At 37.2% G+C, this 15,890-nt stretch carries 16 protein-coding genes and 3 pseudogenes; 7 read left to right on the top strand and 12 right to left on the bottom strand.

Features of this window, described 5'->3' with window-relative positions; genetic code table 11:
- Positions 1-312 precede the first annotated feature (312 nt).
- A complete protein-coding gene (locus tag C4E06_RS05550) occupies positions 313-816 on the bottom strand; it encodes a DNA recombination-mediator protein A (RefSeq protein WP_107667224.1) in 504 nt (167 codons plus the stop codon).
- Positions 817-1,056: 240 nt separating this feature from the next.
- Here C4E06_RS05550 and C4E06_RS05545 point away from each other — a divergent pair, with 240 nt between their 5' ends.
- Both C4E06_RS05545 and C4E06_RS05540 read left to right on the top strand, forming a co-directional pair.
- On the top strand, positions 1,057-2,097 hold the full coding sequence (locus tag C4E06_RS05545; RefSeq protein WP_107667150.1) for a hypothetical protein: 1,041 nt from the start codon (positions 1,057-1,059) through the stop codon (positions 2,095-2,097).
- 39 nt (positions 2,098-2,136) lie between these two features.
- Positions 2,137-3,825, top strand: a complete 1,689-nt coding sequence (locus C4E06_RS05540; RefSeq protein ID WP_107667149.1) for an alpha/beta hydrolase — start codon at positions 2,137-2,139, stop codon at positions 3,823-3,825.
- A gap of 283 nt (positions 3,826-4,108) precedes the next feature.
- On the opposite strand, the gene C4E06_RS05535 is transcribed toward C4E06_RS05540, so the two are convergent.
- The 5 genes and pseudogenes from C4E06_RS05535 to C4E06_RS05520 all read right to left on the bottom strand — a co-directional run bounded on the left by C4E06_RS05535 (position 4,109) and on the right by C4E06_RS05520 (position 9,336).
- Positions 4,109-4,717 (bottom strand): type IV pilin-like G/H family protein, encoded by a 609-nt coding sequence (locus tag C4E06_RS05535; protein ID WP_107667148.1) that lies wholly within the window; start codon positions 4,715-4,717, stop codon positions 4,109-4,111.
- A gap of 216 nt (positions 4,718-4,933) precedes the next feature.
- On the bottom strand, positions 4,934-7,060 hold the full coding sequence (locus tag C4E06_RS05530) for an FkbM family methyltransferase (RefSeq protein ID WP_198648352.1): 2,127 nt from the start codon (positions 7,058-7,060) through the stop codon (positions 4,934-4,936).
- A 60-nt stretch (positions 7,061-7,120) separates the two neighbouring features.
- Positions 7,121-7,715 (bottom strand): annotated as a pseudogene (locus C4E06_RS05525) (sulfite oxidase-like oxidoreductase).
- 58 nt (positions 7,716-7,773) lie between these two features.
- A complete protein-coding gene (locus C4E06_RS27280) occupies positions 7,774-7,956 on the bottom strand; it encodes a hypothetical protein (protein ID WP_157951117.1) in 183 nt (60 codons plus the stop codon).
- Between the two features lie 114 nt (positions 7,957-8,070).
- Positions 8,071-9,336: an MgtC/SapB family protein gene (locus C4E06_RS05520; protein WP_107667147.1), complete on the bottom strand. Its 1,266-nt coding sequence runs from the start codon at positions 9,334-9,336 to the stop codon at positions 8,071-8,073.
- 118 nt (positions 9,337-9,454) lie between these two features.
- Between C4E06_RS05520 and C4E06_RS05515 the strand changes: the two genes are divergently transcribed.
- Complete coding sequence (locus tag C4E06_RS05515; protein WP_107667146.1) at positions 9,455-9,727, top strand: glutaredoxin family protein; 273 nt, start codon at positions 9,455-9,457, stop codon at positions 9,725-9,727.
- A 219-nt stretch (positions 9,728-9,946) separates the two neighbouring features.
- On the opposite strand, the gene C4E06_RS27660 is transcribed toward C4E06_RS05515, so the two are convergent.
- Positions 9,947-10,090, bottom strand: coding sequence for a hypothetical protein (locus C4E06_RS27660; RefSeq protein WP_198648351.1), 144 nt, complete (start codon positions 10,088-10,090; stop codon positions 9,947-9,949).
- A 165-nt stretch (positions 10,091-10,255) separates the two neighbouring features.
- Here C4E06_RS27660 and C4E06_RS05510 point away from each other — a divergent pair, with 165 nt between their 5' ends.
- Positions 10,256-10,591: a hypothetical protein gene (locus C4E06_RS05510; protein WP_107667145.1), complete on the top strand. Its 336-nt coding sequence runs from the start codon at positions 10,256-10,258 to the stop codon at positions 10,589-10,591.
- A 63-nt stretch (positions 10,592-10,654) separates the two neighbouring features.
- Entirely contained in the window at positions 10,655-12,157 is a 1,503-nt protein-coding gene (locus tag C4E06_RS05505) for an NAD(P)/FAD-dependent oxidoreductase (RefSeq protein ID WP_107667144.1), read from the top strand.
- A gap of 145 nt (positions 12,158-12,302) precedes the next feature.
- On the opposite strand, the pseudogene C4E06_RS05500 reads toward C4E06_RS05505, so the two are convergent.
- Both C4E06_RS05500 and C4E06_RS05495 read right to left on the bottom strand, forming a co-directional pair.
- Positions 12,303-12,470, bottom strand: a pseudogene (locus C4E06_RS05500) (putative toxin-antitoxin system toxin component, PIN family); the annotation flags it as partial.
- Complete coding sequence (locus C4E06_RS05495) at positions 12,460-12,666, bottom strand: hypothetical protein (protein WP_107667142.1); 207 nt, start codon at positions 12,664-12,666, stop codon at positions 12,460-12,462. The gene C4E06_RS05495 and the pseudogene C4E06_RS05500, both read right to left, overlap by 11 nt.
- 10 nt (positions 12,667-12,676) lie before the next feature.
- Here C4E06_RS05495 and C4E06_RS27275 point away from each other — a divergent pair, with 10 nt between their 5' ends.
- Positions 12,677-12,838 carry a hypothetical protein gene (locus C4E06_RS27275; protein WP_157951116.1) on the top strand — a complete coding sequence of 54 codons (162 nt, stop codon included), beginning with the start codon at positions 12,677-12,679 and terminating at the stop codon, positions 12,836-12,838.
- Between the two features lie 85 nt (positions 12,839-12,923).
- Here C4E06_RS27275 and C4E06_RS27655 read toward each other — a convergent pair whose 3' ends face one another.
- Together C4E06_RS27655 and ggpS are read right to left on the bottom strand one after the other, a co-directional pair.
- Entirely contained in the window at positions 12,924-13,091 is a 168-nt protein-coding gene (locus C4E06_RS27655; protein ID WP_198648350.1) for a hypothetical protein, read from the bottom strand.
- A 108-nt stretch (positions 13,092-13,199) separates the two neighbouring features.
- Positions 13,200-14,711 (bottom strand): glucosylglycerol-phosphate synthase, encoded by a 1,512-nt coding sequence (gene ggpS, locus C4E06_RS05490; RefSeq protein ID WP_107667141.1) that lies wholly within the window; start codon positions 14,709-14,711, stop codon positions 13,200-13,202.
- A 494-nt stretch (positions 14,712-15,205) separates the two neighbouring features.
- On the opposite strand from ggpS, the gene trxA reads away from it, so the two are divergent.
- A complete protein-coding gene (gene trxA, locus C4E06_RS05485) occupies positions 15,206-15,523 on the top strand; it encodes a thioredoxin (RefSeq protein ID WP_107667140.1) in 318 nt (105 codons plus the stop codon).
- On the opposite strand, the pseudogene C4E06_RS05480 reads toward trxA, so the two are convergent.
- Positions 15,520-15,890: pseudogene (locus C4E06_RS05480) on the bottom strand (pyruvate kinase alpha/beta domain-containing protein); the annotation flags it as partial. The gene trxA and the pseudogene C4E06_RS05480 sit on opposite strands and share 4 nt — an antisense overlap.

The raw sequence follows: 15,890 nt of genomic DNA, 5'->3' as shown, positions 1-15,890 counted from the left end.
AAGGGAACATAGATAATTTTTGTCAAAAGCTGGATTTTTTAACGTTTTTTTAGTTAATAATATTAGGTTCTACCGAACCTGTCATGTCCAACTAACACGTTAAGAGAAGGAAATTCCGCAACAGGGAACGGGGAAGGGATTTTAACTTTCTCGTTTTTTGATAGGACTAATAGTTATTCTACTTTCTTCTTTTTCTCAAACGTTACTACAGACTTAATTAATATTCTTTTTCCTTGATCTCTAGTTATAATTTTACCTTAGACAAACTCAGGCATAATCGATGATCATGCCCTGAACTCACCTGATTATTAACTAATCAAAATAGAACAATGTGACCAGTTTTCGTTGTTCTTCTGCTTCTTCGCAGGTTTGTAATAGGGTATGACTGTCATGAAAAGCAAAACAGATCAACTGCTGACAACGAGACACAATTTCTCGGTTACATAAAGCACTGGCTTCTCCCAAGGATAAACCATCATTTTCAGGGTTTTCCACTAAATGAATGACCCTTTCTAGTTGGTCTTTTGACTCTCTAGGCTGTTTGGTCAAGCTCTGGGGTAAAATTACCGTTAATAGATTGGGATCAGCCCGCATTGCCCCTTTAATGGCTGCTGCATTGGTTCCTGTGGCACCGGATGTCATCAAACGGTTACCACCTAAAACAAGGGCATAACTCATCATTTCGATTAACTGCTGATGAGTAATGGGAACATGGCGCGAACCTAATAAAGCAATACGTTTTGAACCCGTTTGCTGTATAGCAGCGAGTTCCTGCGCCAAAGTATCTAGGGTAGGAATATCAACTGATTGACTCAAAGATTCTCTCGTAGACTGCAAATGACCGTAAATTATTCTAACAAAGGTTTCTCGATTATGGGACAAATTTTATAATTTTTCTTAATTCTCCTGTGATTTTCATATTGGAAAAATTTTTAATCAAGTTTTTTGTTTCGAGATAATAGTAATAAAGATAGCTTTCATCGGATAGGTTAGACTCTGATATGATTAAGATTCTATCTTGTCGTTCAGTTAATTGTTGATCAGTCGATAACTCTTATGGTTGCCGTTCCTCCATCTCCTGATGATATTCGTGACGCTTTAGAAACTCCAGTTGATTTTAATTTTGAATTGCCTGATCCTGAAGATGACGAGATCGAAGAGTTTGACTTTCAAGAAAAATTAGATACAGTTTGGAAAATTTGCGATCGCTTTGATCTACAAACGGATATTTGGCGCGGTCGCATCTTACGGGCGATCCGCGATCGCGAAAAAAAGGGGGGAGAAGGACGAGGAACAGGCTTCTTAAATTGGTTAAAAAAACGAGAAATCACCAAAAGTCAAGCCTATGCTTTGATTCAGTTAGCAAATAGTGCCGATACCCTCCTAGCAGAAGGAATATTAGACCCGGATGCCATCAATAATTTTAGTAAACGGGCCTTTGTCGAAACCGCCAAATCCGATCCTGAAGTCCAAAAATTAGTCAGTGAAGCGGCACAAAAAGGCGACAGAATCACCCGTAGAGAGGTGAAACAGCTATCAGATGAATGGACTGCTATGAGTTCTGATTTATTGCCCTCAGAGGTCAAGGAAAAGGCAGAAGAAGGGACATTACCCCCCCGACATTTAGCCCCCTTGGTTCGGGAAATGGAAAAATTGCCGGAGTTACACTTAGAAACCATTCAAAAAGAAGTCGCCCAAAATCCTGATGTAGACACGGTAAAACTATTAACCACCGATGCTAAAAACTTGGCCAAATATCTCGATGCAGCAGCCCAAGTTCAAACCCTAAAAAAGACTCCGTTAGACTTAGAAATGGCCTTAGATGAAGCGGTAAGATTAGAATGTTTAAATACAGCAGCAGATTTAGTTAAACAAGCGTCAAGCTTAGAACAAATTGTCGGAAAATTATACACAACGTGGAAACGATTGGGGAGTTTATCGGATAGATTATATGTGGATACAGGGGCCAGTAATCCCCATTTGCGATCGATGTTAACCTCCTTAGAATCTTTGAGTGGGGAAGTGATTGAAGTGCAACTGGATGAAGCAGGGGAAAAAACCGTTAGACTGAGAATATTGACCGATTCTGCTGATTAAGATAGCATTTATCTTTTTGACTGTTTAACCATCATATCTATGAAATTGTTTGCCCTCAAAAAATCCTTACACGGTTTAACTTCGGTATGTTTAGGAACCTTAGCCTCCTTAACCTTAACTTTACCAACCAATGCGGCCGAAAAAATCTATTTTGTTTATGATTCTTTAATTGTTTCAATTCCCGTTCGCTCCTTAGAAATTTACGCAAATGAAGGAAGATTAACCCAACAATTACGTCAATATTTTAACTTAGCAGGAACCAGCGAAGAAGAAAGACAAGCCTTTCGAGAAGCTTTATCGACCCCAGTTGAGGTTAATCCTGTAGACTTATCTAGATTATTAAATACCGATGAAGGGGAAAGAATCTTAAATTATGTGGGTAAAGTTTTTAATATTCAAGGCGGAAGAAACGGTAAGTATCTGATTAGAGGGGCTTTAGTTCAAGCTGCTTTTAATCCAGCCGGATTAAGCTTAATTAATTTCTTAAATAGACTCGCCACAGATGTACAAATTGATGTTAAAAAAGCCATCGAATTATCCCGAGAAATAGAATTGATTGTTCAGGGGACTTATTTATTTACGGAAGAAGTGCAGAAATTAGCTGAAATAGAAGCGAAACAAGATCCAAAGGTTGATTATTCTCAATTAACCGATCCCCGTCAACCCGGTCCTTTTGCAGTGGAAAATTATCGGTGGAACTTAGTTGATAGAAATCGCGATCGCGCCTTTTATGTGGAAATGTATCAACCCCAAACCTTAGCCGATGAATCGGTTCCGGTGGTGGTGATTTCTCATGGGTTAGCCTCTCGTCCCGAAGACTTTGGAAAATGGGCTAGACATTTAGCTTCCTATGGTTATGTGGTGGCAGTCCCTCAACATCCAGGCAGCGATATTCAACAAACAAAAGCCTTTTTAGAAGGATTATCTCGACAAATTTTTATTCGCGAGGAATTTATTGATCGACCCCTCGATATTAGTTATACCATTGATGAATTAGAAAGACGCAATGAGGGCTGGTTTTCAGGGAAATTAGACCTTAATAATGTGGGTGTTATGGGTCATTCTTTTGGAGGTTATACGGTGTTAGCTGTGGCTGGTGCAACTCCTGACTTTGAACGGTTAAAACAAATGTGTGACCTGGAAATAGGGGACTTAAATACAGCTTTATTGTTGCAATGTCGAGCTTTAAAATTAGAAAGAAAAGACTATAACTTTAAAGATGAAAGAGTTACGGCCCTATTCGTAGTCAATCCTGTTAATTCAGGTCTTTTTGGCAGTAAATCTTTAGCAAAAATTGATATTCCTGTCTTTATTTCTGCTGGAAGTTATGATCCAGCAACGCCTTTTATTTTTGAACAAGCTGTTTCTTTTCCTCGCCTTGAAGTTCCTGACAAATACCTCCAATTACAAGAAGGACAAGCTCATGTAGATTTTTCTCAGCTAGATGCAGGGATTATTGATACATTACAAAAAACCACTAAGTTAACTCTTCCCAGTCCTCAATTATTAGATGATTATACCAACTCAATGATGTTATCTTTCTTTGAAGTTTATATCGAAAATAATCCTCAATATCGTCCTTTTCTACAGCCAGCTTATGGGGAATATTTAAGTCAAGGTCAGGAATTTAAAACTTATATCATTACCGAAGAATCTTCCCTTAAGTTAGGTCGAGAGATTGAGCAATTTATCAGACAGAATAACATCACCATTCCTAGTGAAAATTGATAGCTGTATTGAAATTTGAACGAGAGACCCCGTGCCGACTTCTGGCACTTGGGAATGCTCGCTGGCCCCTACACCCTCCACCCTGTTCAATGGGGTGAGCAGTTAGAATTATGGAGGGTGTTTAAGATGTTGGCAATAGCTTGAGTGGTGATGATTGATATCCTTTTTGTTCGTTCTGTAATTAATACGGACTCGAACTAAAAACGGATCATCAATTTCTTAAAAATGGTCTTGTAGGGGTCAACGGCCGTTGACCCCTACAATATGTATCAAAGAATAAGGATTACTTTTGGTTAAACTTGGGGGCCGGTACGGTAGAATCTGCACAGGATAAGGAGGGTTCGGTGTTTGAGTTAACATCCTTAGCTCTGGCTATTTGGGGGTCGGCTGGTCGTCTGCGCCCTGTTTCGGTGGTTTCACAGATGATAGTAACGATTTCTTGGTTCTGCTCTTTATTTTCTGCCTCTTTTTGAGGAGACTTAATAAAAGCTCCCCCAACGTAAGCTTTTAGTTGATCAGCAAGGGGACTTTTAGAGGGTAAAACGTAAATGTAAGCGCCTTGAAAACTGGTCCGAATACCGTAATTAAAGCTAGAGGGTAAAGTCAGGTCTAAGTCTTCGGCGATTTCATCAATAACAACCTGAAATTCTCCATTTTCTTCGTAATAAGACCGTTGTGCTTCGGTCATTTTAGTGACGAGTTCGAGGGCCTTTGCTTGCGCTTGTTTGGCCTGCTCCTCTTTACTCATTACCTGCTCTTGTTCTTCTGGTTCTGGTTTCACTTCTTCTTGTGCTTGGGTTGTAACAGCAACTCCCATTAAACTCGTTCCTAAAACTAAACCGGCGAGGGTTCCAGTTATCCATCTCTGTTGGTTCGTCAATGGTTGCATCATCCCTTACTCTCCTTCTTAAAGTTAGTTCGCCAATGGCTTTAATGTCTCTACCAAACCAGATAAAAGTAAAAAATCCGCTAATATCAATCACTGACATCTTGCACCTTCGATTAAACCCCCCACACCCCCCACACCCCCCTTTATAAGGGGGGCAGGGGGGGTAAGGGGCAGGGGGGTAGGCAAAAGACAAGAGGAAAGAGGCAAGATAACTTTATTTTAGATAGAATAAGCAATGTAATCAATTGAACTCCATTTATCTACTTTATAGTTTAAATTATTAAGTAAGTTGATGATAGCTTTAAGATTATTGTTAGCATCATCTTGTGCATTGGGAAAATGAGCAATTGATGAGGTTAACAATAAAATTGGTTGATGTTGTTTCATTATTTTTATCATTCCTTTGATAACATTCAATTGATTTCCGTCTAACTCTAGTTTAATGACGCTAATCTTTTTCTCAATGGGAAACTCATATTTATCTAAGGCTATCTGTTTCACTTTGATAATATTATCCTCTTCTTTTTGGTCAATATAACTAGATGATTTATCGTCTAATTTTAAGGGATACTCTCCTTTTTGATCCCCTATCGCTATATTTTCTAGATAAATTTTATTTCTTGTTTCATTAATATAAAGAGAATAATTATCTTTAAAGAGTTGATACAGATAAGGAACAGTTTCAAAGGCAATAATATCAGTTTTGATGCGATGTTTAGCTAATTCCATACTCAGTAAACAGCTAATAATACCGACATTAGCCCTAATATCAATAAAAATATCATCACCTTGACAATAATTTAAAATTTTAGGGATTAATTGATTCATCGATTGTTGATAATATACCTTGTTCCAGATTAAAAGTTTATGAAATAATTGTTTAGGAAAATGGTACTTAAATGTATAGATTTTTTCTTGAAAGGGAACTTCTAATAATTCATGGTTAGGAGATGAACCATAGGGAATTTTTCTTAATTGACAAGCAGGTAAGTTTAATAAATTATTCCCTAGCATGATCGCGCAATTTTTACCGACATTTTTAAAGATAGATAAGTAAGTATAGTTTTCTTTTTTATTACTATATTTACGTGCATTGGTGATAACTGGGTTAGGAATTCTTTGACAGTGTTGATAATCAATTTTATTGTCAAATAAAGTAACATCTTCTAACAAGGAAAGATAGTCAAACCCCCCGATTTCTTTAAAATCATTTCGTCTGACACAAAATACCTGATCCCCATAAGGCGATCGCCTGATCTGATTAGCAGTCCAAGCAACCCATTTTAATCCTAAATGATCGGCGTTAAATTGCAAGTCAAAATAAGCTAATTTAATCTTTTCATTGCTTAATACTGATACGACTTTTTTGTCCCATTCTGAGGGTAATAAGGTGTCTGCATGACAAAAAACCAGATACTTTCCTGATGAATGTCTTAACCCTATATTCATCTGAAAAGCACGACCTAAAGAGGATATAGTTAACCACTGTATCAGAATATGGGGATAGTGTTTTTTAAAGTCTTTAACCCGTTGTAACGTATTATCTTTGCTTCCTCCATCAATGACTAAAATTTCTATTTTATTTACTGTTTTAGCTTGTTTGACGACATTAACTAATGTCTCATAAATAGCATTAACTTCGTTTAAAGTAGGAATAATAACGGAAATCTCAATTTGATTTTGTTTGATTAACTGTGTTAAACCCAGAGATTTAAGATCGTTAATCTCATCAATATCCAGTAAAGTATGATTAAGAATAGATGCAGAAGCATAATTTTTTTGCATCAAATCATAGGTCTGTTGGTAAACATTTTTTAAACTATAATTGATGTTGGTAAACACATCACGATAATAAGGTAACGCAATCAGATAATAACCCCCATCTTCGGTTAAAGCGATCGCTGCTTCTTCTCGGTTTACACAATCGATAGCTTCATTTAAAATATCAGCAGTAATTCCTGGGATATCAGACCCAATTATTATTACTTTTCCTAACTGTTTAGCGATCGCCTTCATTCGTTCCCCAAAAGAGGATGACGGTTGTTGAATAAACGAAAGAATACCAGACTTAATTCCTTGGTTAATATCTAATCGTAAATCAGGATCAAAACTGTCGATCATTGTGTTAACACTATCGACTCCTGTGTAATTAACAATAATATTAACCCCATCCATCTCACGGAGTAATCGTCTCAACATTTGACTCATAAGATAACGATGGATCTCGGATGCTGTGCGATCGCCAATATCCCACGCTAAACGAGTTTTTACCTTTCCTGGATCGGGATAACGAGTAAATAGAACAAGACTAACAGAATAAGGTAAACTTTCTTTTCTAACCATCATGGTAACTAGAATGAAGAATATTTAATTAATTCTAAATTCTACATTCTACATTCTACATTTTTACCCTCCATATCGTTCTTCTTTCCAGGGATCACCCCGTCGATGATAACCGTTTTTTTTCCCAGAAACCTAATTCATCTTTCGGCAAAAATTCTAACCCATTAATCCATTTTGCACTTTTCCAAGCGTAGAGATGAGGAATAACGGTACGCATGGGACCCCCATGATCAGGAGGTAGGGGTTCTCCTAATAGTTTAAAAGCAAAAAAGTTATCTTCTAAAACAAAATCTTTTAAAGGTAAATTAGTCGTATAACCTCCATAACAATGTTGCATGACATGGGTTGCTTTGGGATCAACGTCTAATAAATTGATAAAGTCGGTAATTTTGATTCCTGTCCATTTCACATCTAATTTTGACCAGCGAGTAACACAGTGAAAATCTTTGGTAAATTCATGATGGGGTAAACTCATAAAATCTGACCAAGAAAAGGTTTTTGGTGTCACTAAACCCCAGACTTTCAGTTGCCAATTATCTGTACTTATTTGTGGGGTGTCACCGTAGGTTAAAACAGGAAACCCTTTGGCTAAATATTGTCCTGGAGGAACGCGATCGCTATTATCGGGTTCGGGTTTTTGAAAGAATTTTAAAGCCATAATAATGTAACTTTTAACAACAAACTAAAAACAGTGATCAGTGAACCGTGACCAATAATTAATTACTGATCATGGTTTCTTTATTATTGATTACTGTTGATGAATAACGGATCGCTGTTACTAAATTATTGATCACTGTTACCAAATTATTGATCATTGTTATTAAATCATGGATCATTGTTACTGAATCATGGATCACTGTTACCAAATCATTGATCATTGTTACTGAATCATTGATCATTGTTATTAAATCATTGATAACTGTTACCAAATTATTGATCATTGTTGATGAATGATTAATCACTGTTTACTGACCAGTGATCACTGGTAACTGACCACTGATCACTGGTAACTGTTAACTGATCACTGAAAAATTAGTTATCACAATAATGATAGCCAATGCCAGGGAACCAAAAAGAATCCCACCGCACCAATAAGCTAACACTTTCCCCCCGATTATAGCAGTCATTCCTACTTTAACAATGGTATTCATGGTAACGGCTAATAACGTGCCAATCATAGCAACTTGTGGGGCCATGGTATCATTAGCCGCTTTAGCTAAAGAAATACCTACCGCGTCCACATCAACCAGGCCAGAAATCGCTGATAATAGATACACACCACCATCTCCAAACCAACTTTGAGCGGCACGAACTAATACGGATAAAATAGCTAATAAAGCGGCATATTGTAACGCGGCACCTAATTCGACTGGGTTCGATAACTTAACGGGAGTGGTCGACTTTGGAGGAGATAATCGCCAAACTAATAAACCGGCACAAACTAAGGGAATAATCGCTAATACGATTAACGGTATGATTAATTGTTGGGCTAAACTACCATTAACCACCATAATTTCTATTAATAATCTGGGGGCCATCATGCCATTGGCCAACGCAATGCCAGCCGCTAATAAAATCGTAATATCTTGACGGGTTTTTGCCATACGAGAAAAGGCTAAAGTCAAGGCCGTCGATGAAGCAATTCCCCCGAAAAAGCCCGTTAATAGTAACCCGACTTTATTACCTAAGATGCGAATGGAAAAATAACCCAAATAGGAAATTCCTGAAATTAATAATACTAATAAACCAATGGAACGGGGGTTTATCGCTTCCCAGGGACCTAGATTTTCATTGGGTAAAAGGGGAAAAAAAACGGACGCAATTAATAATAATTGTAAAGTGGCGATTAATTCTCGACGTTGGAGTAATGATAAATAGCGAGTTAACTCTTCTTTTAAGCCCAGTAACCACGCTACAATAACGGCGATCGCGACTCCTTCTATCATCCAACCACTCACTACCATAGCCCCTAAACTAAAGGTCATCAAGAGGGCTATTTCTGTGGTAGTCCCATAATCTTTAGATTTTTTGGCCGTTAAGGCATAAGAGGTGACAATCACCAGAGATAACCCCAAAAAAATCACCGCTAATATACCGATGCCCCATTTATCCGCTAAGACGGCAGCTATGCCCCCAAATAGACCACTTAAACCAAAGTTACGAATCCCTCCGTCTCCTAGTCCATCGGGGTCTTGACGGGTTTTCCAGCCCCGTTCTATGCCAATAATTAAGCCCAAGATTAAAGCGATCGCCAATTGAGTCGCAACGGTTAAATCCATTGTGTAAATATCGTCTCAAGATTTATAATATTCTTAAATATCAGTTATTTCTACATTAACGAATTAGAGCCAAGAGTTTGATCGCTGACATTTTATCTTATTGTTTCTTGATTAATCTATGCGACTCATTTTATATAGCAAACCAGGATGTCATTTATGTGAGGGACTTGAGGGGAAATTAAAACAAATAGAAACCCTACCGTTTGACTTAGAAATAAGAGACATTACCACCCGTGACGATTGGTTTCATGCGTATCAATACGAAATTCCTGTGTTACGGTTACAGTTACCCCAAGGAGAGAAAACCATTCCTCGGTTTTCTCCTCGTATTTCCGTAGAGAGATTAGCCCAAAAATTAGAAAAATATCTAGAAACAATGAATAATCAATAAAGATTAATTATTGCTTAACTTTTTTTTGAGGAAGAAAAGATTGAAACAACGAAAACGTATAAACAAACGTGGTAATAAATAGTTGGAAGTTTTTGATTTCAGTTGTTTTCTTCATTGTCCAATCTCTTCGGCTTTGTTATTCAGAATATGTTACAAACATATCTGAACTATTCCTTTGACACTTCCCCCAAAAGAGTGACCCAAATAGGTTAAATCGAATTAATGAGTTTTGTTAAGTTGGGCGGTTCTTACTCTAAAAGGATTCGATAAAGAAGCGGTTTCTATTTTATCTAAGGTAAGTCCAACACCAGTCAAGAAGGAAGCGACAATGACAGTATGAATAAGAATAACCGTAAGTTTCATAGTAATTTGAGCAATTTAATGGTCACTCATTATAGTTACATTTGTCTGTGTCTTTTATATGTCATCGTTACAGCAAAGTGATGACTTAGATAGAGTTGGCCGTAAACTCCAAAATTGCATTAACATAAATAGTATAGATGGTTACTTAATTAGGATAATTATTTTATGAGCGATCGCAATAGTCCCAACTGGGAACAAAAGTTAGAACAGAAATTTAAGGATCTCGAAGCAGAAATAAATAATCAAACCACTCCAGTACGCCCTTTTAACCCCAATGAAGACAACAGTAATGGGATATTAACTCGTGTTGCTGCTTGGTATCAGGGTTTACAAACCCCTGCAAAAGTTGGCGTTGCTGTGGTTGGGGTAATAGTCGGATTATCTATTCTCAATGGCATTTTAAAATTAGTCACCTCTTTGATTGTTGTTGGAATTTTAGGGGCCATTCTTTACGGATTATATCGCGCATTAATCCAGAATAAATCTAACTCTGAATTATAAGTTTTAAACACTTTGTAGGGGTTTAGCAATGCTAAACCCATCAACCGATATAAGAGTTTCATAATGAGTTTTGATGTTGTTATCATTGGCAGTGGCATCGGTGGGTTAACCGCAGGATCTTTATTAGCCAAATATGGTAAAAAGGTGGCTATTTTTGAGAGTCATTCTATCCCTGGTGGGGCTGCCCACACCTTCACTCGTCAAGGGTTTATCTTTGATTCTGGTCCCTCTTTTTACTGTGGTTTAGGCAATGATAAGCCTTCTCTTAATCCATTAAAACAGGTATTAAATACTTTAGGGGAAAGTTTAGAGGTTATTCCTTATGATCCCTTGGGTCATTATCATTTTCCAGAGGGGAAGTTTCCTGTTTTTAGCGAGTTAGAAAAGTATCGTCAAGCCGTCGCTAAAATCACTCCTCAAGGGGCTAAAGAATTGGCTGATTTTGAGTCAAAAATGTTAGGGCTTTATGACTGCTTAAGAGACATTCCTACCATTGCTTTACGGTCAGATTGGCAATTATTTCCTGTGTTAGTCACTCGTTATTTTCCCTCTTTAATTAAGAGTTTGTTTCAAGCGGGAATAATTAGCGGATCAGCAGGGGATGTGATGGATAAAACGGTAAAAGATCCCTGGGTTCGTCGTTTAATTGATCTTGAATGTTTCTTGCTCTCAGGGTTAAAAGCTAAGGGAACCGTTGCCCCAGAAATTGCCTTTATGTTGGGAGAAAGAACTCGCGCTGGTGTTGAATATCCCATCGGTGGAAGTGCAGCCATTGTTGACGCTTTGATTAATGGTTTAAAGCGATACGGCGGAGAATTATATCTAAATTTCCATGTCGATAAAATAATTGTCAAATCAGGCAAGGTAACAGGAATTAAACTCAAGAAAGGAGATATAATTAACGCTCCTATTGTTATTTCTAACGCTACCCTTTGGGATACCTATCAACATCTTTTAAATGCAGAAGATTTACCTAAAAGTTACCGACAAGAACAAATAGAAACCCCTGCCGTTGAAAGTTTTATGCACCTTCATTTAGGCATAAAAGCAGAGGGTTTAGACAATTTAACCGGTCATCATGTAGTGGTTCATGATAGTAATAAAGATATTACCGTTCCTGGTAATACTTGTATGATTTCTATTCCGTCGGTTTGGGATAAACATTTAGCCCCTGAGGGTCATTATGTGGTTCACGCTTACACTTTAGAACCCTATCAAGGATGGGAAAAAAATGAAGGGTATGAAAACAAGAAAAAACAGCGATCGCAATCTTTATATAAAGCGTTAGAAAAGGTAATCCCTGATATTCGTCAACGAGTGGTTTTAGAATTAATAGGAACCCCCTTAACCCATAGTCGCTTTCTCCGTCGTTATCAAGGAACCTATGGACCTGCGATACCCGCAGGAAAGGGGATGTTTCCTAGTTGTCATACTCCCATTTCAGGACTTTATCGAGTGGGAGATAGTACCTTACCCGGTATTGGGGTTCCGGCGGTTGCTGGTTCCGGTATTTTGTGCGCGAATACGTTAGTTTCTCCTCAAAAAGTAGAGGAAATTACAAAATAGAAAAAGGTGTATTTCTTACGCACTCTAAAGTCATGTAAATAATGCCTAACATTGTTAATTATCCATTAGTCAACTGGTTCTTATTTAAAGTTATCTTTAACCAAAGAAAGAAAACTAATAGGTGTGTTAACGAAGTCAGAAGTCAGAAGTTGTTTTTACTAAGTCTGGTTTTTAATTCTTGATAAGTTGCTTCACTGTGAAGTATGATAAATTGATTAACAGCTAAATTAATAGCTTTTTTAGGTGTTCCACGAGGACTTAATAAGGCACTAATAAAGACATTAGTATCTATTACAATACGATCACGATTCATCAGCTAATAACTCGTTTAGTTTTTCTTCTGTTAATCCCTTAGCTTGAGCTTTTTCTCCTATGTTATCCATAATAGAGAGTAAATCATCTGATGTTTCTTCAATGGTTAAATTCACTTCTTGGTCAGGAGATAGTCCTAATTGAGCAATTACATTAGGAATCTCTGATACTCTAAGATTTTTGATTACTTGTTTCATAATGGTTTCTATGGATAATTCAAAAGAAAATGCACAAAAAGAATGTAATGAACATCTCAAAAAATATTTTCAAAATAACGGTCTGAATGATAATGAGGTTGATGAAAACAAAATTTGTCAACTAATAGAAAAACTTGAAACTAAAATAGAAATAATTTCTCCTTGGACATAATAGCCAATCTCAAAATGATAGGCTATCAACCATTTTTCTATTCTTGAGTTCTAATTGCAATTTAATTTTTGAAATAAATAAATAATTAATAATCATCATCAGCGACACATATTCCTTTGCATTTAATACCATTACTGGTTGTCCGTTTACAATGAGGACATAAAATAGGTTCTTGGTTTAGAGTGTTTTCTACTTCCTGTTGATTGGTTGTTTCTTGTAAATTTTTTTGATTGTTTTCTAAGGACGATATCATAACTTATAAATTGATTAAAAAGATTCTTATTTGTTTATTATAAGAAAAAATCCCCACATATCAATGTAGGGAAACGGAACTTACTGAGGGTCATCAGGGAGCAAACTTTTAGTTTAATGCAGGTTCTTTGTCATCGACAAATTCACGGGTCATATTAGCAAAGTAGTTCAAGAGACGGTCAGACCAGTATTTAACATCGTATTTAGTCACCGTGTCATACATCTTCGCCATTTTTTCCTGTTGTTCTTCAGGGGACATATCTAAAGCTTTATCAATGGCTTCATCCATTAATTTAACGGAGTAAGGATTAGTTAAAATCGCTTGAGGAAGTTCAACGGCTGCCCCAACAAACTCAGATAAAACTAATACTCCGTCTTTTCCTTCATGGGCAACAATATACTCTTTGGCCACTAAATTTAAGCCATCCCGTAAAGGCGTTGTCCAGCAAATATCGGCTGCTTTATAGTAACAGAATAAATCCAGTAAAGGAATGGGTTGAGTAAATAGACGAACGGGAAGCCAGTCAAACTCAGCAAAACGTCCGTTAATTTTACCCACTAAATACTCAATTTCTCGTTGCGCTTCTTGATAGACTTGCATTCCTGCGGCTGCTTGTACACAAGTCATAACAAAGTTAACTTTACCGTGTATTTCTGGGCGACGTTCTAATAAACGCTCAAACGCCTCTAATTTTTCCTTATTTCCTTTAACATAATCTACTCGACCGGCTGCAATAATCAGTTTACGACCCTCAATCGTCTTTCTGATTTCTGCGACTTTGGCCTCGGCTTCTGGGGTATGCAAGACATCTAAAATATTTTGGGGACTCGTTCCCACAGGAAATGCATCGACTTTGACGATTTGGTTTTTGTATTTTAACTTGGTGTTAACTTCTGGTTCGGCTAAGGCAATACCCACCGAAGTCAGATGTCCCGTTACTTTGGTGGTTTCAACGATGTCAATGGGCCGCAAACTACGGGCAACATTAACAAAGTTTTCTGAGTAACGAGGAATGTGGAAGCCAACCACATCACAACACAACAGACTATCCACAATGGCTTCTCGCCAAGGTAAGATATTGAATATATCCACCGAAGGGAAAGGAGTATGATGGAAGAATGCAATTCTTGCGTCCGGCTTTTTCTCTCGGATAAATTGAGGGGCAAGCCAAAGGTTATAATCATGCACCCAAATTAAGGCATCGTCGGCCGCTTCTTCGCAAGCGGCTTCAGCAAAAAGGCGATTGATTTTAACAAAATTTTCCCAATTTGATGATTCACTGGTAAAGTGATAAGGAAATGAGTGCAGAATCGGCCAAAATGCTTCTTTTGAGGTAACGTGGTAAAAGTCCCTGACTTGCTCGGCGGTCAAAGGAATACGGGAAACTCGATAATTACCATCGTCTTCTACGATAACGTTTTTCTTAAACTCATGTTTTTGTTCTGGTGAAACTTGTTTCCAGGCAATCCAAGTTCCTTGATTATTATCATCAGCAAAAAAGCTCTTTAAGGTAGGAACAATCCCATTAGGACTTTTCTTAGGCAGATATCTTACTTGTCCATTTTCTACTACTTCATCGTAAGGTTCACGGTGATATAAAATAACCAGAGAAGATTTCATAAGCTGTTTTTTGTTGATTTTTGCTTGAGTTGATTGATTTAACCTGAGCTAAATCAAAGACAAAGGGGAAAATTAACTCATTAAAGAGTGATTCTTTTGTTTATGATACTAACATAAGTATGTTGAGATATGATTTAGATATCAGGGTTACTCTATCATAGTTAAGCTGTTTTGTCTCAAGGGACTAGAAAACCTCTAACTTCAAAAAGCCTTGAATGATGAAATTTTCTAGTTTCAGCAGAAATTAATTGTAGACTAGAATAGGGATAAGGACACAAATTTTTATCGGCAATATTAAAGATTATGTTAAGAAATCAAGAAACCTTGTCCCTTTTATGGTTTTATCTTTAGTATCTATGGTTACTTTGAGGATAGTAACATCCATTAATTATCTGTGCAAGACCTATTATTAATGAAAAAAGTTATCTGTCTCTGCCAAAAGGAATATATTTTCCTACCGATAATTATTGTTAACTGAATCTCTCTCAACAATCATGACAATTAAAAAACAATTTTCCAGTTTTGAAGAAATGTTATCTACGTCAACGGTTCCTGTTCTCGTGGATTTTTATGCAACTTGGTGTGGTCCTTGTCAAATGATGAGTCCTATTTTAGAACAAGTGGGAACTCAGATGAGAAATCGGGTACAAGTGGTTAAAATCGATACCGATAAGTATCCTGGAATTGCCTCTAAGTATGGCATTCAATCTTTACCCACTTTAGTCTTATTCAAACAAGGACAACCAGTAGAAAGGATTGAAGGCGCGATGCAAGCATCTCAATTAGTGCAGCATCTCAATCTTTTAGTTTAATTTTCTTCTCCAATGGTATGAATATTGAGAAAGCTGGTGCTTCTAGTTTGTCTGAGGGGTAATCCACCCAAAACTAAAACTTGATCCCCTTTCATGACGAAATTCCGTTCTAATAAAACCGCTTCCATTTCTTGAAGTAATTGTTCTAAGGTTAACCCATCGTACTTAAACAAAACAGGACGTATTCCCCAAACTAAATTAAGACGGTGATATACCTCTAAGTTGGGGGTTAAAGCCACCACTGGCACCCCCGGCCGTTCCGCTGCTGCTAATTTGGCTGAGTAACCTGTTTCAGTAAAAGCGACAATACAGTGAAGGTCAACACTTTATCAATCGCATTAAGGGCTTCTGCTAACGCGTTAGCTTT

The sequence above is a fragment of the Cyanothece sp. BG0011 genome (assembly GCF_003013815.1).
Classification (GTDB): Bacteria; Cyanobacteriota; Cyanobacteriia; order Cyanobacteriales; family Microcystaceae; genus Crocosphaera.
Note: the sequence above shows the minus strand (reverse complement) of the source record. Positions and strands in the feature narration are given on the sequence as shown.

Coding starts and splice junctions, on each gene's coding strand:
- C4E06_RS05545 (WP_107667150.1), top strand. CDS start 1,057: ATGGTTGCCGTTCCTCCATCTCCTGATGATATTCGTGACGCTTTAGAA.
- C4E06_RS05540 (WP_107667149.1), top strand. CDS start 2,137: ATGAAATTGTTTGCCCTCAAAAAATCCTTACACGGTTTAACTTCGGTA.
- C4E06_RS05535 (WP_107667148.1), bottom strand. CDS start 4,717: ATGATGCAACCATTGACGAACCAACAGAGATGGATAACTGGAACCCTC.
- C4E06_RS05530 (WP_198648352.1), bottom strand. CDS start 7,060: ATGATGGTTAGAAAAGAAAGTTTACCTTATTCTGTTAGTCTTGTTCTA.
- C4E06_RS27280 (WP_157951117.1), bottom strand. CDS start 7,956: ATGATCAATGATTCAGTAACAATGATCAATGATTTGGTAACAGTGATC.
- C4E06_RS05520 (WP_107667147.1), bottom strand. CDS start 9,336: ATGGATTTAACCGTTGCGACTCAATTGGCGATCGCTTTAATCTTGGGC.
- C4E06_RS05515 (WP_107667146.1), top strand. CDS start 9,455: ATGCGACTCATTTTATATAGCAAACCAGGATGTCATTTATGTGAGGGA.
- C4E06_RS27660 (WP_198648351.1), bottom strand. CDS start 10,090: ATGAAACTTACGGTTATTCTTATTCATACTGTCATTGTCGCTTCCTTC.
- C4E06_RS05510 (WP_107667145.1), top strand. CDS start 10,256: ATGAGCGATCGCAATAGTCCCAACTGGGAACAAAAGTTAGAACAGAAA.
- C4E06_RS05505 (WP_107667144.1), top strand. CDS start 10,655: ATGAGTTTTGATGTTGTTATCATTGGCAGTGGCATCGGTGGGTTAACC.
- C4E06_RS05495 (WP_107667142.1), bottom strand. CDS start 12,666: ATGAAACAAGTAATCAAAAATCTTAGAGTATCAGAGATTCCTAATGTA.
- C4E06_RS27275 (WP_157951116.1), top strand. CDS start 12,677: ATGGATAATTCAAAAGAAAATGCACAAAAAGAATGTAATGAACATCTC.
- C4E06_RS27655 (WP_198648350.1), bottom strand. CDS start 13,091: ATGATATCGTCCTTAGAAAACAATCAAAAAAATTTACAAGAAACAACC.
- ggpS (WP_107667141.1), bottom strand. CDS start 14,711: ATGAAATCTTCTCTGGTTATTTTATATCACCGTGAACCTTACGATGAA.
- trxA (WP_107667140.1), top strand. CDS start 15,206: ATGACAATTAAAAAACAATTTTCCAGTTTTGAAGAAATGTTATCTACG.